Origin of the sequence: Bacillus cereus (genome assembly GCF_002564555.1) — a bacterium.
In the GTDB taxonomy this organism is placed as follows: domain Bacteria; phylum Bacillota; class Bacilli; order Bacillales; family Bacillaceae_G; genus Bacillus_A; species Bacillus_A cereus_K.
Genome location: NZ_NUVD01000089.1, coordinates 133,196 through 150,042, shown reverse-complemented (window position 1 = coordinate 150,042; position 16,847 = coordinate 133,196). Strand labels below are relative to the sequence as shown.

The window sequence follows — 16,847 nt, the reverse complement described above, 5'->3', positions numbered from 1 at the left end:
CAAAAAAGAAAAAAACCAGCATAAAAGCTGGTTAAAAGTCGAAATAATTCCTTTTTAACAATCGTGGTCTCCCCATCAACTCTTCATATGTTAGTTGTTTTGGCAAGTCTTTTGTATAAATTAAAAACAGTTGATCTTCAATTTCTTTTACAGTATGGTCAGCTTGATAGTCCATTCCACATGAGGAACAAGAAATACATGGTGTCTCTTGGATTTCAATGGCTTTCGTACCATCTGGCAGTTCCCAATATACAGTATTTAAGCCTTCTTTCGCTTCTGTACTGTCACACCACATACAATTCATACTGCATCACCCTCAGTTTTTTTGTCATTTTCTTCTAATTTAGCCATTTGCGATTGATATTTTTTATCTTTTAATTGATCGCGCTTATCACGTTTATCTTTTAAAGATGCATGAGTTTCATTATCTTCATAGTCTTTACGACGATGCATGCGCTGCAAGTCGTCTGGAACAAGGTTAAATTTCTTATCGCTCATAAGACCTGCGATACCAACGTCAGAACGTTTCTCTTCATAAGTCGGATAAATTTCTTTAAAGTACCCTTCTGCTCTTCCTGGAATGTAATTTTCTGGTTCTGGATACGTCGTAATTACACCTTCAAAGTTACGAAGAACAACTTTATCCGCACTTTGTGAAATTAAATAGTTCGGCTGTAGCGCAATTTTCCCGCCTCCGCCTGGTGCATCAACAACGAATGTTGGTACTGCATAACCAGATGTATGCCCGCGTAAACCTTCAATAATTTCAAGACCTTTAGAAACTGGCGCGCGGAAATGTCCGATACCTTCAGATAAGTCACATTGATAAATGTAGTATGGACGTACACGGATTTTTACTAAGTCATGCATTAGCTTCTTCATAATTGGAACACTGTCGTTAATACCTGCTAAAATTACTGCTTGGTTTCCAATTGGAACACCAGCGTTCGCTAGCATTTCACATGCTTTTTTCGATTCCTCTGTAATTTCAATAGAAGTATTGAAATGTGTATTTAACCATACTGGATGGTATTTTTTAATAATATTACATAAATTTTCTGTAATACGCTGCGGGAATACAACTGGTGCTCTCGTTCCGATACGAATAATCTCAACATGCGGAATCTCACGTAAATTTTTTAATACATATTCTAAAATTTTATCGTTAATTAGAAGACCGTCACCACCGGAGATTAATACATCTCGTACTTGTGGTGTTTCACGAATGTAAGAAATCGCATCGTCTAATTGTTTTTTCGGTACACCCATTCCAATTTGTCCACTAAAACGACGACGTGTGCAGTAACGACAATACATTGAACATTGATTCGTTACTAAAAATAGTACGCGGTCTGGATAGCGATGCGTTAACCCTGGAACTGGTGAATCTTCATCTTCATGAAGAGGATCTTCTAAATCATATTTTGTTTTATATAACTCTTCCGAGATCGGTACAGATTGCATACGAATCGGACAGCGTGGGTCATCAGGATTCATTAGCCAAGCATAATACGGTGTAATATTTAACGGGATCGTTTTCGTTGAAATTTTAACTCCCTCTTCTTCTTCAGGAATTAAGTTAATCACTTTCTTTAAGTCATCTAACGTTTTGATCGTATTCGTTAATTGCCAAACCCAATCATTCCATTGTTCTTCTGTAACATCTTTCCATAATTCGATATCCTTCCAGTGACGATTTGGTTTGTATACATCATGTAACATTGCTATTCCCCCTTTTTATACGCTCATCCTTTATATAAGCAATAGTTATGCCAACTTTATATTATTGATAAGTAAATGTGCGGAGAACCCTATTACATCAGCGAAAAAATTTTTTTAAGCGTAGTATAAAATCAATACATATTATCATATTCATTACTTTTTATATATGTAAACGCTCTTTTATTGGTGCAAACACACAAAAACCGCCGATTATTCGGCGGTTTTGTCGTACTTGCTCAGTTTATATTGAAGCGTTTGGCGAGGAATACCTAACATTTTTGCGGCTTGTAATATATTCCCTTCCGTCTCCATTAGCGCTTGGTCTATTAATTCCCTCTCTGTTTGATGCAGCGCTTCTCGAAGCGGTAGTATGCTCTTCTCCTTCGGCTTCGGGAGTTGCTCTTTCCGAAATGTACGTGGTAAACACTTTGCAGTTACTGTACTACCTTCTGTAATAATGACAGCATGTTCAATCGTATGTTTTAATTCGCGTACATTTCCTGGCCAGTGATAAGACTGCAATCTTTCCTTTGCTTCCTTATCGATTTGAAGCACACCTTTCTTATAACTTTTGTTGTATTCTTCCAAGAAATATGACGTTAATAATAATACATCCCCGGTTCTTTCGCGTAATGGCGGGATATATAATGAAAATACATTTAATCTATAATATAAATCAGTACGAATTTTATTCTCTCTTAAACATACTTCTGGTGGCTGATTCATTGCAGTAATAACGCGAACATCTACTTTTCTCGTCTTATTATCACCGATTCTTCTAATGACTCCATCTTCTAATACTCGTAACATTTTCGCTTGTAAATCCAGTGGCATGGAATTCAGTTCGTCTAAAAATAATGTTCCACCATCTACAAGTTCAAATAATCCTGCTCGCTCAATTGCCCCTGTATAGCTACCTTTTGTCGTTCCAAATAATAAGCTTTCTAATAATGATTCTGGCAATGCTGCGCAATTTTGAGCAATAAATGGTTTATTTTTTCGTTTAGAAGCCTCATGAATCGCTTGTACAAATAGCTCTTTTCCTGTGCCAGTTTCACCATATATGAGAACATTCGCATCAGTTGGTGCTACTTTTTGTGCTAATTCTTTCGTTTTTTTAAATCTTACATCATTTGTCACTATTGTCTCAAAAGCGACATGCTTTTTGACCACTTTTTTGCTAGATGATCGCTTTATTTTCGACTGTAAATCGACAATTGTATCAGTAAGTTTTTGAATTGTAGAATAATCCTTGGCAATTTCAACAGCACCAGCAATATTCCCATCTATAAAAATAGGCAACGTCGTATTTACTGTACAAACGTCTTCTCCATTTAAGTTTTGATAATGCTGAACTTGATGTATTATTGGTTTTTTTGTATCTAATACTTTCATCAATGTACTCGTTTCCCTAGTTAAAGATGGGAATGCTTCTAACAAATGCTTTCCTAACACTTTTTCAATTTTGGATCCATCGTGTTTTGCAGCAACTGTATTATAAAAAATTGTAATACCATTTTCATCTACTGCGTGTATAGCCTCATCAATACTGCCCAAAATCGCTTCAATGACTTCTTGTGTCGAAACTGCTAGCAATGTCATCCCCCCTCTTGCCGAAAATCCAGCAAATACTATGCCGGATTTTCGGCATACTTATGTGCGATTATAAGCATGACGATTCCGTTCTATTATTTTGATGAAATTTGTATATATTTCTATTGCTTATTTATGGTTAAGTGAAACTTTAATCAGTGGGGCTTCATTCATCCCCACTGATTATGAATCCGAATCCCACCTAACTTCTTTGCTTTACAGCCGAATTTTGAAGTGGGATCCTTGCCGTTTTCGAATAGCTAGATAAATCTTTCACCCATATATTCATATCTTCCAACTTATCAAAAATGTAGCAATTATTCGCCAGTCTTCCTGTGTATGTATAGCCTAACTGATGAAAGGCTGCATTCATACCAAAAGATAGCGAACGAGCAATCGTATAGGAACAGAAAATAGATTTTTCTTGAAGCTCTTCTTCTAACTTTATTAGTAAGCTTTTCATAAATCCGTGTTTGCGATATTCAGGTAAAGTCGCACAATTCGTTAATTCTGCATTCTCTTCCTTCACATTCAATTCTGCAGACGCTGTACTAATAATTTTCCCCTCAAATTCATAAACATAGTAAATCGTATCGTCTTCTTTCATCGTCTGTAATACATAGCTTGCTTCATTTAAAGGTGTCGGATAAACTTCAAATACTTTTCCAAAGACAGTTGCTAATTCTTCTGCATCTTCTTCAGTCGCTTTTCTTAACAGAAATTTCTCTGGGACTACTTTTTCCTTTACTTCTTTTGCTTTTACACCACTTAAAATAGTATCCTCCTCAGTCCAATACATACTATTTCGTCTTTTATCATTAGTATATTTCACGAAAAAGTATGCATCGTGTCCTTGAAAATAATGTGGTATCGTTGCTTCCAATAAGAAACCGAAAGAGAGCCATGTTGAAACATGCTCTCCCTTCCCTTTTATTATACATTTAGTGAAAGAATGTTTCTCTGCAAGTCCATCAATTGTCTGTATAATACTTTCAACATTTCCAGTATAGTGATCTACTCGAATACGTTTATTAAAATAATCTAAAACACCTTCTACTGTATAGCAATTTGTTTGTTCTTTAAAAGATTCGTAGTATTTCATTTTTTCACCTCACACCAATCTAATAATGTACATGCAATAATTTTTGCAGAAGCAATCATTTTATTAATTTCTATATATTCGTTTGGATAGTGTGCCACTTTCGTCTCTCCTGGACCAAATACTATCGTTGGTACATTGGCGATTTTGGTAAATAAACCTCCATCAGTCCCCCACGGCGATGCTTCTATAATTGGTTCGTTCCCCTCAATTTCAACAAAATTATGTTTAAGTGTCGTTATCAGTTCATGATTTTCTTCAAGTTCACCAGGAACCCATCTCGCTCCAAACCATTCTACTTCTACTGGATTTTCTATAAACCAATTGTCCACATCATTTAATTCACCAATCCAACTTTCAAACTCTTCTTTTGCCGTTTCTATAGTCTCATTCGGTGCAACACCACATCTTCCTTCTAAAATTAACGAATCTGGAACGGAACTTGGCCAACTCCCACCGTCAATTTTTCCAATATTAATTGGGATTGGAATTGGAATACCTTTATATAAAGGATCTGTAATTCTGCTATTTCTTTTCTCCTCTAGCTTTCTTACATGCTCTACAACAAACATACTTTTTTCAATTGCACTAATTCCTTCATAGCGTGTTCCACCGTGTGCTGCTTTTCCTTTCACATGCAGACGAAACCACATAGACCCTTGTTGTTTCGGGAAAAACTTCATATTAGTCGGCTCTGGAATAATAACACCATCTGCCTTATATCCTCGTAATATAGTCGCTAATGTTCCTGCTCCGCCACTTTCTTCTTCTATTACACTTTGAAAATGGATATCTCCTTTTAATTCAACACCAGATTCAATAATCGCTTCCATTGCAAGCATAAGTGCGACATTGCCGCCTTTCATATCCGTCGTGCCACGGCCATATATACGATTCCCTATTTTCTCACCGCTATAAGGGTGATGGTCCCACTGACTTACATCTCCTTCTGGTACTACATCAATATGCCCATTTAATATCATAGATTTCCCATCGCCACTTCCTTTTAAAGTAGCCACAATGTTCGGGCTGTCTGAAAAACTTGTACGCGGTGATACAAAATAAGGGTGATCTTTCATTTTAGAAAAAGAAGGCTCCCAAATATCAAGATCTAAACCTAACTTACGTAGCTTTTCAATCACAATTGCCTGCGCACCACTTTCATCACCAGATACGCTCTTTTCTTGAATTAATCGCTTTAAAAATTTCACACTTTCCTCTTCATGACTCTCAATATAATCGCAAACCTGCTTTTTTAATTGCTCCATATATTACATCTCCCCTCATTCAATTACTAGTAAGTTAGAGCCAATTTTAAAATCAGCTTCCGTATGTTGTTTTATATCTTCCACTGTGTATGGGCTCATTAATTCTTGTAAAATGAGTCCATCCTGCGTCACTTCCATGACTGCCATATCCGTAATAATTAAATCTACACATTTCTTTGAAGTTAATGGTAATGTACACTCCGAAACAATTTTTGCATTTCCGTATTTATCGACATGATTCATCACAACAACGACCCGCTTCGCTTTTTGGGCTAAATCCATTGCTCCTCCGATACCTGGAACACGTTTCCCTGGTACAATCCAGTTTGCCAAATCACCATTTTCACTTACTTGTAATGAACCAAGAATCGTAATATCTAGTAAACCTTTTCGAATCATCCCAAACGCCGTGCAGCTATCAAAATAACTTGCTCCTGTAATAAGAGAAGTTGGTAAGCCTGCTGCATTACATAAATTTTCATCTTCATTCCCTTTACTTGGCGTTGGTCCCATACCAACGATTCCATTTTCTGCATGAAACATAACATTTATATCATCAGGCAAATGATTCGGTACAAGCGACGGTATACCGATACCTAAATTTACAATCATGCCATTTTGTATTTCTTTCGCTGCACGTCTTGCAATCTTATCTCTCACCTCTATGCCCATACCCATTTCCAATTCACTCCTTCCGACGGTACGATATAATTTACGAAAACACCTGGAACGACAATTTCTTCTGGATCTAAACTTCCAAGTGGAACTATTTCTTCTGCCTCTACAATTGTTATATCTCCAGCCATCGCTACGTGAGGATTCATATTCCGTGCACTTTTATCGAATACAAGATTACCAAACGGATCTGCCTTTTTCGCATATACAATCGCGACTTCAGCAGTTAATGCCGGTTCAACTAAATATGTCTTACCGTTCATTTCAACAGTTCGTTTTCCCTCTTCTACAATCGTATCAACACCAACGTCAACTAAAATACCGCCAAGTCCGACGCCACCAGCACGAATACGTTCCGCTAATGTTCCTTGCGGGGAAAACTCAATTTGTAACCTTCCTTCGTTTAGCTGTCTTCCTGCATTTGGATTTGAACCAATATGAGAGGTAATTAATGATTTAACTCTTTCATTCGTAACAAGACGACCAATTCCTACATCAGGAAATCCAGTGTCATTTCCTATTAAATTTAAATTTGTAATTCCTTTTTCTAAAATAGCCTGTATTAAAGATGGAGGGGATCCAATCCCCCCAAATCCTCCGAACATTAATGTCATATCATCATGGAACAAAGAAATTACTTCCTCTATCTCTTTTAATTTACCGAATGTATTCGTAATAGTTGTCATGCGATACTATGCCCTCCTTTTTGCATCATTTCTTCCACGCTTCTTGCAAAAATTGAAAGTAATTCATCTAACTCGGAATATGTAGTTGTCATTGGCGGTGCCACAAGCAGCGCACTATCTTCTTTTCCTGCTTGCCCTGACACAGCTTGGTATAAAAGAAGACCATTTTTTGCTGCAACTGAAATAAGTTCCGACGCTTTTGTAAACGATTGCAATTCTATACCGATTAGCAATCCTTTTCCGCGTACATCAGCAATAATTGTTGACTGTTGTTGGATTTTCTGTAATCCTTTAATTAAATACTCTCCCTTTTCTGCTGTTTTTTCAGGTAGATTATGTTTCTCCATATATTCAATAACGGCTAAAGCCGTTGCTGCAGACAATGGATTTGCACTTAACGTATGTCCGCTCATAACAGAACGTGATCCTCGTAAAATCGGCTCCATAACACGGTCACTTACAATCGTCGCTGCCATCGGTGTATACCCCGCTCCTAAACCCTTACCCAGCGTCATAATATCCGGTTCTACACCCCAGTGCTCCATCGCAAACCATGCACCTGTACGGCCAAGCCCCGTCATTACTTCATCCGCAATAAATAAAATATCATAATGACTACAAATATCTTTAATCACTTTATAATATTCTTTCGGCGGAACAACTGCGCCGCCAGCTGCTCCGATAATCGGTTCAGCAATAAAAGCCGCAATATGCTCTGCACCAATTCGATCAATTGATCTTTCTAGTTCAGTCGCACAAGCAAGCTGACAAGTTGGATATACCTTTTGTACGGGACATCTGAAACAGTATGGAGCTGGTATAGTTGGATAATCTTCCAAAATAGATACGAAACGTTGTCTACGCAATGGATGCCCAGACATTGATAAAGCCCCCATCGTAATACCGTGATAGCTCATCCATCGTGACAAAATTTTATGTTTCCCTTGAATACCGCGCTCCTGAAAATGCTGAATTGCAATTTTCATAGCTGTTTCATTTGCTTCTGTACCACTATTTACAAAAAAGCTCCAGTTCAAATCTCCAACACTTAAATCACTTAACTTCTTTGCTAATTTTTCAGCTGGTTCACTTGTGAACTGGGATCTATATACGAAAGCAATCTCCTCTGCCTGCTTTTGAATAACTTCCGCAATCTCCTTTACGCCATGCCCAATACCTGCCGTAATTGCTCCTGACGAGCCATCAAAATATTTATTACCGTTTTGATCATACAAATACACACCTTTTCCATGTGAAATCATTGGATACGGCTGACCAACAAGTGGTTTAATTAAGTAATCGCGCATAGCGCTCCCCCATTTCTCCAATTTGTATATGTATATGAAGAAAATTGACGTTTCTTTCATCAAAAAGAATCCTCTGCACAAGCAGTGAATTTATCAAAAAACTATTATAAAATATACAAATGAGTGCTAATAAGTATTTTAAAACAGAAAATTCAGAACTTAAAACGAAGACCAACCCTTATCTATACGCTTAAATAACCCTCCCTTATATAAATAACTACATCACTAAATGGTTTCCTAACATAATGCCAGCTTCCCTCAAATGCCGACATTGTGTAAACTTCGACAGAACTCCCGCTAAACTCCTTCCTATTGCCCTACTTTATATTGCATATTTTCAAACAAATTTCGACAATCCGTCATACTAAACGGATAACAACCATTCTTAAAATAACTGATATTTAACATATAGTAACATTAATTTTAAACAAAAAAAAAGAACCGATTAACCACATTAATCAGTTCGGCACGACGCTCTCTTATCAGTTATTACCATTATGAAAAACATAGTACAGATTCATAATGTATACTACAACCTATAGCACATCAACCTTCATAACTCCATTCGATCATTGCCGGGATATCCCCATCCCAAGCTGCACTTCTTCCCTCAAAATAAAGTAAAACTTTAATCAGTGGGGGTTTTCTTCATCCCCCACTGATTATCAGCCCGCACCAATCGGGCTTTTATAGGCAGCCCGACCCCCACCTAACTTCTTTGCTTTCGCTGAATTTTGAGGTGGGGGTCCTACTGCCCGGCAAATAGCGGGATAAAACTATCTTTCCTTTATAAATTATGTAGGACAATTATCACTTTGTATGTGTATTTGCCTATAATTTTTAAAAAAACTAATTTGCTAAGGATTTTGGGCTTATTTTTAAAAAAACTAATTTGCTAAGGATTTTGGGCTTATTTTCAACATATCGATTGATACAAAATTACACTTTGTTAGTATTTCAAATCTCAAATTACTCGTTGTAATAAATCGGCGCCCCCTACTGTAATTGCAAAATCTTGTTCACCTTAACTAAGTTCGCGTATACATCCATAGGCCCCTCTTTACTCAGAAAAAATATCTCTCCATTAAACCCTTTAGAATTTTCAACTTTTCTCCTTTCGAAAAATAAGTTTTTCGCATAACTTCTTTCTCACTTCGCATATAGTTTTAATGATGACAAAGGAGGAATGTTCATGTCTCAATCTGAAATCGAAAAATATGGACAAGAAGCTGTACGTTACGAACAGCTCGCCCGTTACTATCAATATAGTAATCCTAAAAAATATGTAGAAGTATATATGAAGTATTACGATGCGCTTACAAAACTTGTACAGGCATATGAAAAAAGAGATTCACAAGAAGCCGCTCTGCCGTCACATATAAGGATTTTTCATTCCGCTCCAAGCACACCACCGGTCGATATTTTAGTAAACGGACAAAAAGTAATTAAAAATATTTCTTTCAAACAATTTAGCCCCTATTTATCATTAGTGCAAGGTAAATATCGTATAGATATTGTCCCTGTTGGGAACGAAACTCCAATATTTTCAGCCTTAGTACCAATTATGGGAAATCACACTTATACTCTTGCCGCAATTAATAGCGATAATCATCTACAATTACAGCCTATGCTTGATAATACACATTTACCATCTGGCCAAGCAAAAATGCGTTTTGTGCATTTTTCTCCAGATACCCCTGTTGTAAATGTAGATTTAAAAGGTGGTGATCATTTATTTGAGAATGTACTATTTAAACAAATAACAGATTTCATACAAGTCAGCCCTGGTACAGCAGATATTGAAGTTTCCCTTGCAGATAATAAAAAAGTGGTGTTAACTATACCAAAGTTTAATGTTGAACCGAATGTAATTTACACGATTTCAATCGTAGGTTTTTCAACTATGGATCCACAATTAGAATTTGTTACACTTACAAATTAAAACAGTCTACACCATTCATTTGGTGTAGACTGTTTATTTTTGAAATACAATTTGAAATTCTGTCCACTCTCTATCTGAACGACACATAATAGACCCATTATGTTTTTCTACAATTTGTTTACATACAAACAATCCAATACCAGTCCCTAACTTTTTAGTAGTTACAAATGGTTCAAAAATAGTTTCTACATTTTCCACTGGAATCATTGGTCCATTATTTTTTATCACAATACGGATATCTTGCTCTTCTTCAAAAATATCAATAATAATTTTCCGTTCTTCTTTCATAGATTCAAGAGCGTCAATGGAATTCATTAAAATATTTAAAAATACTTGTCTCACTTCACTCCGATAACCATCGAGCTGAATTGGATACGGCAAATTCTGTTCAATCGAAACATTTGCATTAACCAAACTCGGATATAAGAACTGAATGATATCTTGAAACAAATCATTAAGCCAAAATCGTTCCGATTCATTCCACATTTCTTTTTTTGATACGAGTAAAAATTGCGAGATTCGAAAATTTAATTGATCTAATTCATGCGAAATAATATCTAAATACGATAAACTTGGGTGATCTGTCTTTAATAACTTGACGAATCCCATAATTGAAGTAAGCGGATTACGAAACTCATGTACAAAACTAGCTGACATTTGTCCTAAAATTGTTAGTCTCTCTTTATGTGTTTCGTTAATATATTGCTGTTTTTCCTCTAAATTCCTCGTTATAATTTCCGAGTATTTTAAAACGGTATAATAAATTAATTTGTCAAAACAAGTATGTATTTTGGCCATAATTGGTTTCAATTCACGAGCACTAACATCTAGTTCACACATAGCTTCAAAAAGCTCATTTCGTCCCACATTTGCATTGTATACAAAATCTCCAATATTCGCATCTGCTCCTGCACGCTCAATAGCAATTTTTTCACATAGTGGCTGAAGATATGTAATGTCTTTCTCTTCCAAAGTAAGTTCAATGATTAGCTCTAATAAATCCTCTCCATTTTGAACTACTTCTAGTTTAAATGGATCTTTTTCGGAAATTATCATTTTGTTTTTCCAGTTCTCTACGAATTGGTGCCTGTTGTTTTGCAAATGCGAACAAAATACTTCTTTAATATCCTTATCGATTGGAAAAACCCCCATTTCCTCCATTTCCATACGACGAACACCCTTTATATTTTGAATATTAACACAAAAAATGCGTTTCGTTAATAGATTGTTGTCACATTTTGTTAATATCTGTTGATAAAATTTTTTTCTATTCCTGCTTTAATCGTTTGTATCCCTATACCTCTATTTCGTTCTTATCGTTTAATTTTTTTCGTAATCAAAACGACTTTTTTTGCATCATTTTCAAATCTTGCGTACAATAAGAAATGAAAGGTGTGAAAAATATGGTAAATAAAAATGTGGAAGACTATCTCCAAGAAGGCATTTACGGCCAAAAGCAAAACAAACCAGAAGAACGTAATATGTACTTAACTACATTACGCGAACGCGTAGAAATCGCGTTGACTATCGGTCAAGTAATGCAAAGTAATGTGTATTCTGAAGTAGCAGGTGGCATGCGCTCTTCTCAATCATTACAAATATTCCTAAACGGTAGCATTGCTTACCCACATTTATCAAAATACATTAAATTGGCAAATGAAAAAAATGTTCCTTTCACGATTGTTCAAAATAAAGGAACTGAAACACCCATCGGCTTAGTACTATCTCATAGCACTGCCGTAGATAAAGAACAAATTTATGTCGAAGATAATATTTTCAAACAAGAAATGAAATAAAAGGTACACTTGGTTAAATTAAATAGTTCCGAGAAACGTAGAAAAACAATAAAAAAACGAGTATGGAATCGTAAACATTTCCTACTCGTTTTTTATTGCTATCTTTAAGCTCTATCTACTTTATTTTTTAATACACACTAATTTCATTTCTGTCATTTCTTCAATTGCATATTTAATACCTTCACGCCCTGTGCCACTTTCTTTTACACCACCGTAAGGCATATGATCTACTCTAAAGGTTGGGATATCATTTATCATGACACCACCAACTTCTAACTCGTCAATTGCACGCATTGCTTTAAATAAATTATTTGTAAATACTCCTGCTTGTAGACCGTAACGTGAATGATTTACTCGCTCTATAGCCTCATCAAATTCTTTAAATGTATTTACTGTCATTAATGGACCAAATACTTCTTGACACTGTACAGATACATACTCCGGAACATTTGTTAATACAGTTGGTTCAAAAATCCTTTCATCACGCTTCTTACCACCGTATAAAACTGTTGCACCTTCCTTGATAGCTTCTTGCACCCACATTTCCATTCGCTCTACATCTTTTTTCGAAATTAAAGCTGATACATCCGTTTCCTCAATCATTGGATCACCAACAATAACTGTTTCCATCGCTTTCTTTAGCTTCGAAAGAAATTCATCCATTCTCTTTTCGTGTACAAAAACACGTTGTACCGAAATACAAACTTGTCCATTATTAACAAACGCTCCCCATTTTACACGTTCAATTATCTCGTCTGTTAACTCTACATCTTCATCAATAATAACAGCAGCATTTGATCCTAATTCTAACGTAACCCGTTTCAATCCAGCCTTTTCCTTAATCCCAATTCCAACTTTCGGGCTTCCAGTAAAAGTAATAGAAGCCACATCATCATTTTTAACGATTGCCTCACCAACAGTTGCACCTGGGCCAGAAACGATATTCAAAGCACCCTTTGGCAAACCTGCCTCTTCAAATAATTCAACTAACGCATAAGACGATAATGGCGTTTGATCCGCTGGTTTTAACACAACTGTATTTCCAGCAGCAATTGCAGGACCGACTTTATGTGCTACTAAATTTAATGGAAAGTTAAATGGCGTAATAGCTCCTATAACACCTATTGGTTTTCGAATTGTATATGCAATACGCCCATCTGCACCAGGTGCTGCGTCGAGTGGCAGTGTCTCACCGTAAATACGCTTCGCTTCTTCTGCTGCAAATTTATATGTTTGAACCGTACGATCAACTTCTCCCCTTGCAGCACGTATTGGTTTTGCAGCCTCTTTTGCAATAATCTCTGCAAATTCTTCTCTTCTTTCATCCATTTTTTGCGCAACCTTTTCTAAAATAGTTGCACGATCGTATGCAGATAATTTATTCATTTTTTTCATTGCATTTTTTGCAGAAATGACAGCCTCTTGAACATCCTCTTCCGTTCCTTGTGCAATTTCTGCTAATGTTTCTTCAGAATATGGTGCATACAATGGTTTATATGTGTTTACTGATTTCCAATCTCCATTTATATATAAATGCTTTTTCATAGTTCTTCTCCTTCCTAATATTCATATACAATAATACTACACCTAGTGAAAGGTCTGACTTATGTAATTGTATCATAGCCCTCATCCCTCAAAAAACATTATGCTCAAAAAAACTCTGCCATATAGCAGAGTTTACGAGCTAATTTGCTCTTGTAACGAAATTTGTTTTTCATCTTCTAAAATAACAATTGGTTCTACTGTTTTTGTAACTTCTAACCTCTTAATATAGTGTCCATCTAATTCTTTCACACAAAACTTATAGTTTTCAATTTCAATGAAATCCTCTTCAGTAATCTCTATATTCTTCGTTAAAATCCAACCACCGATTGTATCAACACCATTATCATTTATCGTTAAACCTAATAACGTATTAACCTCACTTACAAGTACTTTTCCCTCTAGTATCGTTCTCGTTTCACTAACTTGTTGAATTTCTGGCTGTTCATCCGTATCAAATTCATCTTGAATATCCCCAACAATTTCTTCTAAAATATCTTCAACAGTAACAAGTCCAGATGTACCACCATATTCATCTATCAATATAGCAATATGTGTTCTTTCTTTTTGCATTTTTACAAACAAATCATGAATTGGGATAGAATCGATAACTAAAATAATTGGTCTAACATATTGTTCTACTTTCTTTTTACTAACAGCTTTATGTTGCACAAAATCTGTAAAAATATCTTTAAAATTTACAAAACCTATTACGTGATCTTTATCGCCATCAACAACTGGATATCTCGTATATTTTTCCTGAGACATTTTTTGCAAAGCTTCTTCAGCAGGCATTTCTTTACTAATAATATGCATCTCAGTTCGAGGCACCATTATTTCTTTTGCAATACGATCATCAAATTCAAAGATTTTATTTACATACTTATATTCAGACTGATTAATCTCACCATTTTTATAACTTTCTGAAACTAACAATCGTAATTCCTCTTCTGAATGAACCTCATCATGCCCTTTCGGCGGTTTCAAACCTAACAACTTCGTAATCATTCGAGCTGATCCATTTAAGATCCAAATAAATGGGAATGCAATACGATAAAAGCAAATTAACGGCTTTGCAATAAACAAACTCACTTGTTCAGCTTTTTGAATCGCAAATGTCTTTGGGGCCAATTCCCCTACTACAACATGTAAAAACGTAATGAACAAAAACACTAAAATTACAGCAAAAATGTCTGCAAGTTGAGTAGAAATGTTCCAATTTGCAAAAAGCATGTCGAACATTTGCTTTAGCGCAGGTTTACCAAACCACCCAATTCCTAGAGCTGTAACTGTTATTCCTAGCTGACAAGCAGATAAATATTCGTCTAAGTTTGTAATGACTGTTTTGACCGATGTTGCACGGTTATTTCCCTCTGCAATTAAATAGTCAATTCGTGAACTCCTCACTTTAACTATTGCAAATTCTGCTGCAACGAAAAATGCCGTTAAGGCAATTAAAACAATCACTATACTTATACTATATATGTCCAAATACTTTTCCTTACTTACAGTGTAAGCAAGGAAGCCACCTCCTACTTAATTTTATTCAAGTGAAGTAAGCATTCTGATACTCTAACAAAATTCTACATTAGCAACCACCTTTTTATATATTATATGCATACATAAAAAAGATATTTATCATTATGATAATCTAATTCATTTACCCTCGTCAAATCGAATTATTCTAAATTTTAAAACATGAAACCTTGTATATAAACGATATATTCTTCCTAACTGTATTTCGTGAAAAAACACTTTCTTTGCCGATTCCACACTTCTTTTGTCACACAAGAAGGGAACTTACTTCATAGATCGAAATCATTCAACAGGATATATATAGGAGGGATTATTTTGGATTATAAAACACCATTTATCGCAAAAAAATTAGGTGTTAGCCCAAAGGCTGTTGTCCGGATTGCACAACAATTAAATCTTACGATAGAAAAAAATAAATACGGCCACTTTATTTTTACACAATATGATGTAGATAAAATGTTAGAATACCATCGTTCTCAAATGAAGCAGTCTCACAACTCTCAACCCACTCAAAAAATATCATCAAATGACGTTGAAGAATTAAAAACTCAAGTAAGCACAATTATTCAAAACTCATCATCGAATGATTTCGAGCAATTTGCTTCTCAATTAAACACAATTACGAGAAGGCTCGATCGTATGGAAGAGCAAATGCAAGATAAGGCAAATGATGTCGTTACGTATCAACTCTTACAACACCGCCGTGAAATGGAGGAAATGTTAGAACGAATTCAAAAGCTAGAAGCTACCCTCAAAAAGGAAGAACCTATATATATTACTCCTGATATAAAACCGACATATGAAAGAGAAAAGAAGCCAAAGCGTCGCAAAATGATTTTTAGTATATTTGGATTATGACTTTTAGACCCTTATTAAAATAATAAGGGTCGTTTTTTTATGAAGAATACTTCCATTTTAAGATACCATTATCTATACATATTCGCTTCCAATCACTTTGTTAACATAATATTTTTACTGTATTCTGCAATTAATGCCTGTGCATGAGCATTCCCTTGAATCACATCGCGAAATTCTTTTAAAGAATATAAATGCGTAACTCCTTTTCGAGCATGAATTCGCACTGGTACACCTTGTAAAGTATCATGAAACTGAAATGGATTATCTATCGGTTCAATTGGAAAACCGAGTGTAAACAAATACATATACATTCTTTTCGTAACTGCTGCAATATACCATTCTGCTTTCGTTTCTAACGCATGCATAAATAAAATAGCTGTTAGCCTTTTGAAATGTCCTCTCCCACGAGACGTTTTCGCAATACTTAACTTACCTATTTCATACACATTTTTCAAATCTTTCACTAAATCATTTTTAGAAAACGGATAGAAAAACTCAGAATTTGATTGTTCAGGTACTGTATACTTAATACACTCTACGGTACCTATATGATGCTCATCTTCTATTAATAAAAATCGTGATGGATTTAAATTACGTTCTACGAACATTAAGTTTCTTTCTTCACAAAAATCTCCCCATAGTTGCTCGAACCAAAAATGTTCTTCCTTTGTTTGAACACGCTGGAACATATTTACCCGCCTTTCCCATCGCCGCTCTGTTTTGATAACGCTTTCACTTTCTATCATATAAGAACAAATCTTCGTATGCAACTAAAAATATTTATGACTTATTATATTCTGCAAAACGAATTAAATTCCAACTT

Annotated in this window: 15 protein-coding genes; 3 read left to right on the top strand and 12 right to left on the bottom strand. The window is 35.4% G+C overall.

Annotated features, from left to right (window positions below):
• Positions 1-31: 31 nt before the first annotated feature.
• The 8 genes from COI75_RS20390 to COI75_RS20355 form a co-directional block, all read right to left on the bottom strand.
• Complete coding sequence (locus COI75_RS20390; RefSeq protein WP_000995758.1) at positions 32-304, bottom strand: YokU family protein; 273 nt, start codon at positions 302-304, stop codon at positions 32-34.
• Entirely contained in the window at positions 301-1,722 is a 1,422-nt protein-coding gene (gene ablA / locus COI75_RS20385; RefSeq protein WP_000902135.1) for a lysine 2,3-aminomutase, read from the bottom strand. Before ablA ends, COI75_RS20390 begins: the two co-directional genes overlap by 4 nt.
• Before the next feature lie 210 nt (positions 1,723-1,932).
• Positions 1,933-3,324 carry an arginine utilization transcriptional regulator RocR gene (gene rocR / locus COI75_RS20380; RefSeq protein ID WP_080013211.1) on the bottom strand — a complete coding sequence of 464 codons (1,392 nt, stop codon included), beginning with the start codon at positions 3,322-3,324 and terminating at the stop codon, positions 1,933-1,935.
• Positions 3,325-3,517: 193 nt separating this feature from the next.
• Positions 3,518-4,417, bottom strand: coding sequence for a putative beta-lysine N-acetyltransferase (ablB, locus tag COI75_RS20375; protein ID WP_000878580.1), 900 nt, complete (start codon positions 4,415-4,417; stop codon positions 3,518-3,520).
• Positions 4,414-5,682 carry a peptidase gene (locus COI75_RS20370; protein WP_000436703.1) on the bottom strand — a complete coding sequence of 423 codons (1,269 nt, stop codon included), beginning with the start codon at positions 5,680-5,682 and terminating at the stop codon, positions 4,414-4,416. Before COI75_RS20370 ends, ablB begins: the two co-directional genes overlap by 4 nt.
• Before the next feature lie 15 nt (positions 5,683-5,697).
• Positions 5,698-6,360, bottom strand: coding sequence for a CoA transferase subunit B (locus tag COI75_RS20365; RefSeq protein WP_000525246.1), 663 nt, complete (start codon positions 6,358-6,360; stop codon positions 5,698-5,700).
• A complete protein-coding gene (atoD, locus tag COI75_RS20360) occupies positions 6,345-7,043 on the bottom strand; it encodes an acetate CoA-transferase subunit alpha (protein ID WP_000208100.1) in 699 nt (232 codons plus the stop codon). The genes COI75_RS20365 and atoD overlap by 16 nt, the downstream gene beginning before the upstream one ends.
• The gene (locus tag COI75_RS20355) at positions 7,040-8,350 is read right to left on the bottom strand and encodes an aspartate aminotransferase family protein (RefSeq protein WP_001205900.1); all 1,311 of its coding nucleotides are present in this window, start codon (positions 8,348-8,350) and stop codon (positions 7,040-7,042) included. Before COI75_RS20355 ends, atoD begins: the two co-directional genes overlap by 4 nt.
• 1,192 nt (positions 8,351-9,542) lie before the next feature.
• Between COI75_RS20355 and COI75_RS20345 the strand changes: the two genes are divergently transcribed.
• Positions 9,543-10,292, top strand: a complete 750-nt coding sequence (locus COI75_RS20345; RefSeq protein ID WP_000083274.1) for a DUF4397 domain-containing protein — start codon at positions 9,543-9,545, stop codon at positions 10,290-10,292.
• Positions 10,293-10,325: 33 nt separating this feature from the next.
• Here COI75_RS20345 and COI75_RS20340 read toward each other — a convergent pair whose 3' ends face one another.
• Positions 10,326-11,459 carry a BA2291 family sporulation histidine kinase gene (locus tag COI75_RS20340; RefSeq protein ID WP_000425080.1) on the bottom strand — a complete coding sequence of 378 codons (1,134 nt, stop codon included), beginning with the start codon at positions 11,457-11,459 and terminating at the stop codon, positions 10,326-10,328.
• A 236-nt stretch (positions 11,460-11,695) separates the two neighbouring features.
• Between COI75_RS20340 and COI75_RS20335 the strand changes: the two genes are divergently transcribed.
• A complete protein-coding gene (locus COI75_RS20335; protein ID WP_000247556.1) occupies positions 11,696-12,088 on the top strand; it encodes a YueI family protein in 393 nt (130 codons plus the stop codon).
• A gap of 120 nt (positions 12,089-12,208) precedes the next feature.
• On the opposite strand, the gene COI75_RS20330 is transcribed toward COI75_RS20335, so the two are convergent.
• Positions 12,209-13,633: an aldehyde dehydrogenase family protein gene (locus tag COI75_RS20330; protein ID WP_000716464.1), complete on the bottom strand. Its 1,425-nt coding sequence runs from the start codon at positions 13,631-13,633 to the stop codon at positions 12,209-12,211.
• Between the two features lie 132 nt (positions 13,634-13,765).
• Positions 13,766-15,121 (bottom strand): hemolysin family protein, encoded by a 1,356-nt coding sequence (locus COI75_RS20325; protein WP_002095678.1) that lies wholly within the window; start codon positions 15,119-15,121, stop codon positions 13,766-13,768.
• 360 nt (positions 15,122-15,481) lie between these two features.
• Between COI75_RS20325 and racA the strand changes: the two genes are divergently transcribed.
• Positions 15,482-16,024, top strand: a complete 543-nt coding sequence (gene racA, locus COI75_RS20320) for a chromosome-anchoring protein RacA (protein WP_000385000.1) — start codon at positions 15,482-15,484, stop codon at positions 16,022-16,024.
• Between the two features lie 92 nt (positions 16,025-16,116).
• Here the strand turns inward: racA and COI75_RS20315 are convergent, their stop codons facing one another.
• Positions 16,117-16,713 carry a hypothetical protein gene (locus COI75_RS20315; protein WP_000487802.1) on the bottom strand — a complete coding sequence of 199 codons (597 nt, stop codon included), beginning with the start codon at positions 16,711-16,713 and terminating at the stop codon, positions 16,117-16,119.
• Positions 16,714-16,847: the final 134 nt, after the last annotated feature.

Bases quoted from the DNA above. Each gene is read 5' to 3' on its own strand.
- COI75_RS20330 (WP_000716464.1), bottom strand. From the start codon at position 13,633: ATGAAAAAGCATTTATATATAAATGGAGATTGGAAATCAGTAAACACA.
- ablA (WP_000902135.1), bottom strand. From the start codon at position 1,722: ATGTTACATGATGTATACAAACCAAATCGTCACTGGAAGGATATCGAA.
- COI75_RS20355 (WP_001205900.1), bottom strand. From the start codon at position 8,350: ATGCGCGATTACTTAATTAAACCACTTGTTGGTCAGCCGTATCCAATG.
- COI75_RS20335 (WP_000247556.1), top strand. From the start codon at position 11,696: ATGGTAAATAAAAATGTGGAAGACTATCTCCAAGAAGGCATTTACGGC.
- COI75_RS20315 (WP_000487802.1), bottom strand. From the start codon at position 16,713: ATGTTCCAGCGTGTTCAAACAAAGGAAGAACATTTTTGGTTCGAGCAA.
- COI75_RS20365 (WP_000525246.1), bottom strand. From the start codon at position 6,360: ATGGGTATGGGCATAGAGGTGAGAGATAAGATTGCAAGACGTGCAGCG.
- COI75_RS20390 (WP_000995758.1), bottom strand. From the start codon at position 304: ATGAATTGTATGTGGTGTGACAGTACAGAAGCGAAAGAAGGCTTAAAT.
- rocR (WP_080013211.1), bottom strand. From the start codon at position 3,324: ATGACATTGCTAGCAGTTTCGACACAAGAAGTCATTGAAGCGATTTTG.
- atoD (WP_000208100.1), bottom strand. From the start codon at position 7,043: ATGACAACTATTACGAATACATTCGGTAAATTAAAAGAGATAGAGGAA.
- COI75_RS20345 (WP_000083274.1), top strand. From the start codon at position 9,543: ATGTCTCAATCTGAAATCGAAAAATATGGACAAGAAGCTGTACGTTAC.
- ablB (WP_000878580.1), bottom strand. From the start codon at position 4,417: ATGAAATACTACGAATCTTTTAAAGAACAAACAAATTGCTATACAGTA.
- COI75_RS20370 (WP_000436703.1), bottom strand. From the start codon at position 5,682: ATGGAGCAATTAAAAAAGCAGGTTTGCGATTATATTGAGAGTCATGAA.
- COI75_RS20340 (WP_000425080.1), bottom strand. From the start codon at position 11,459: ATGGAAATGGAGGAAATGGGGGTTTTTCCAATCGATAAGGATATTAAA.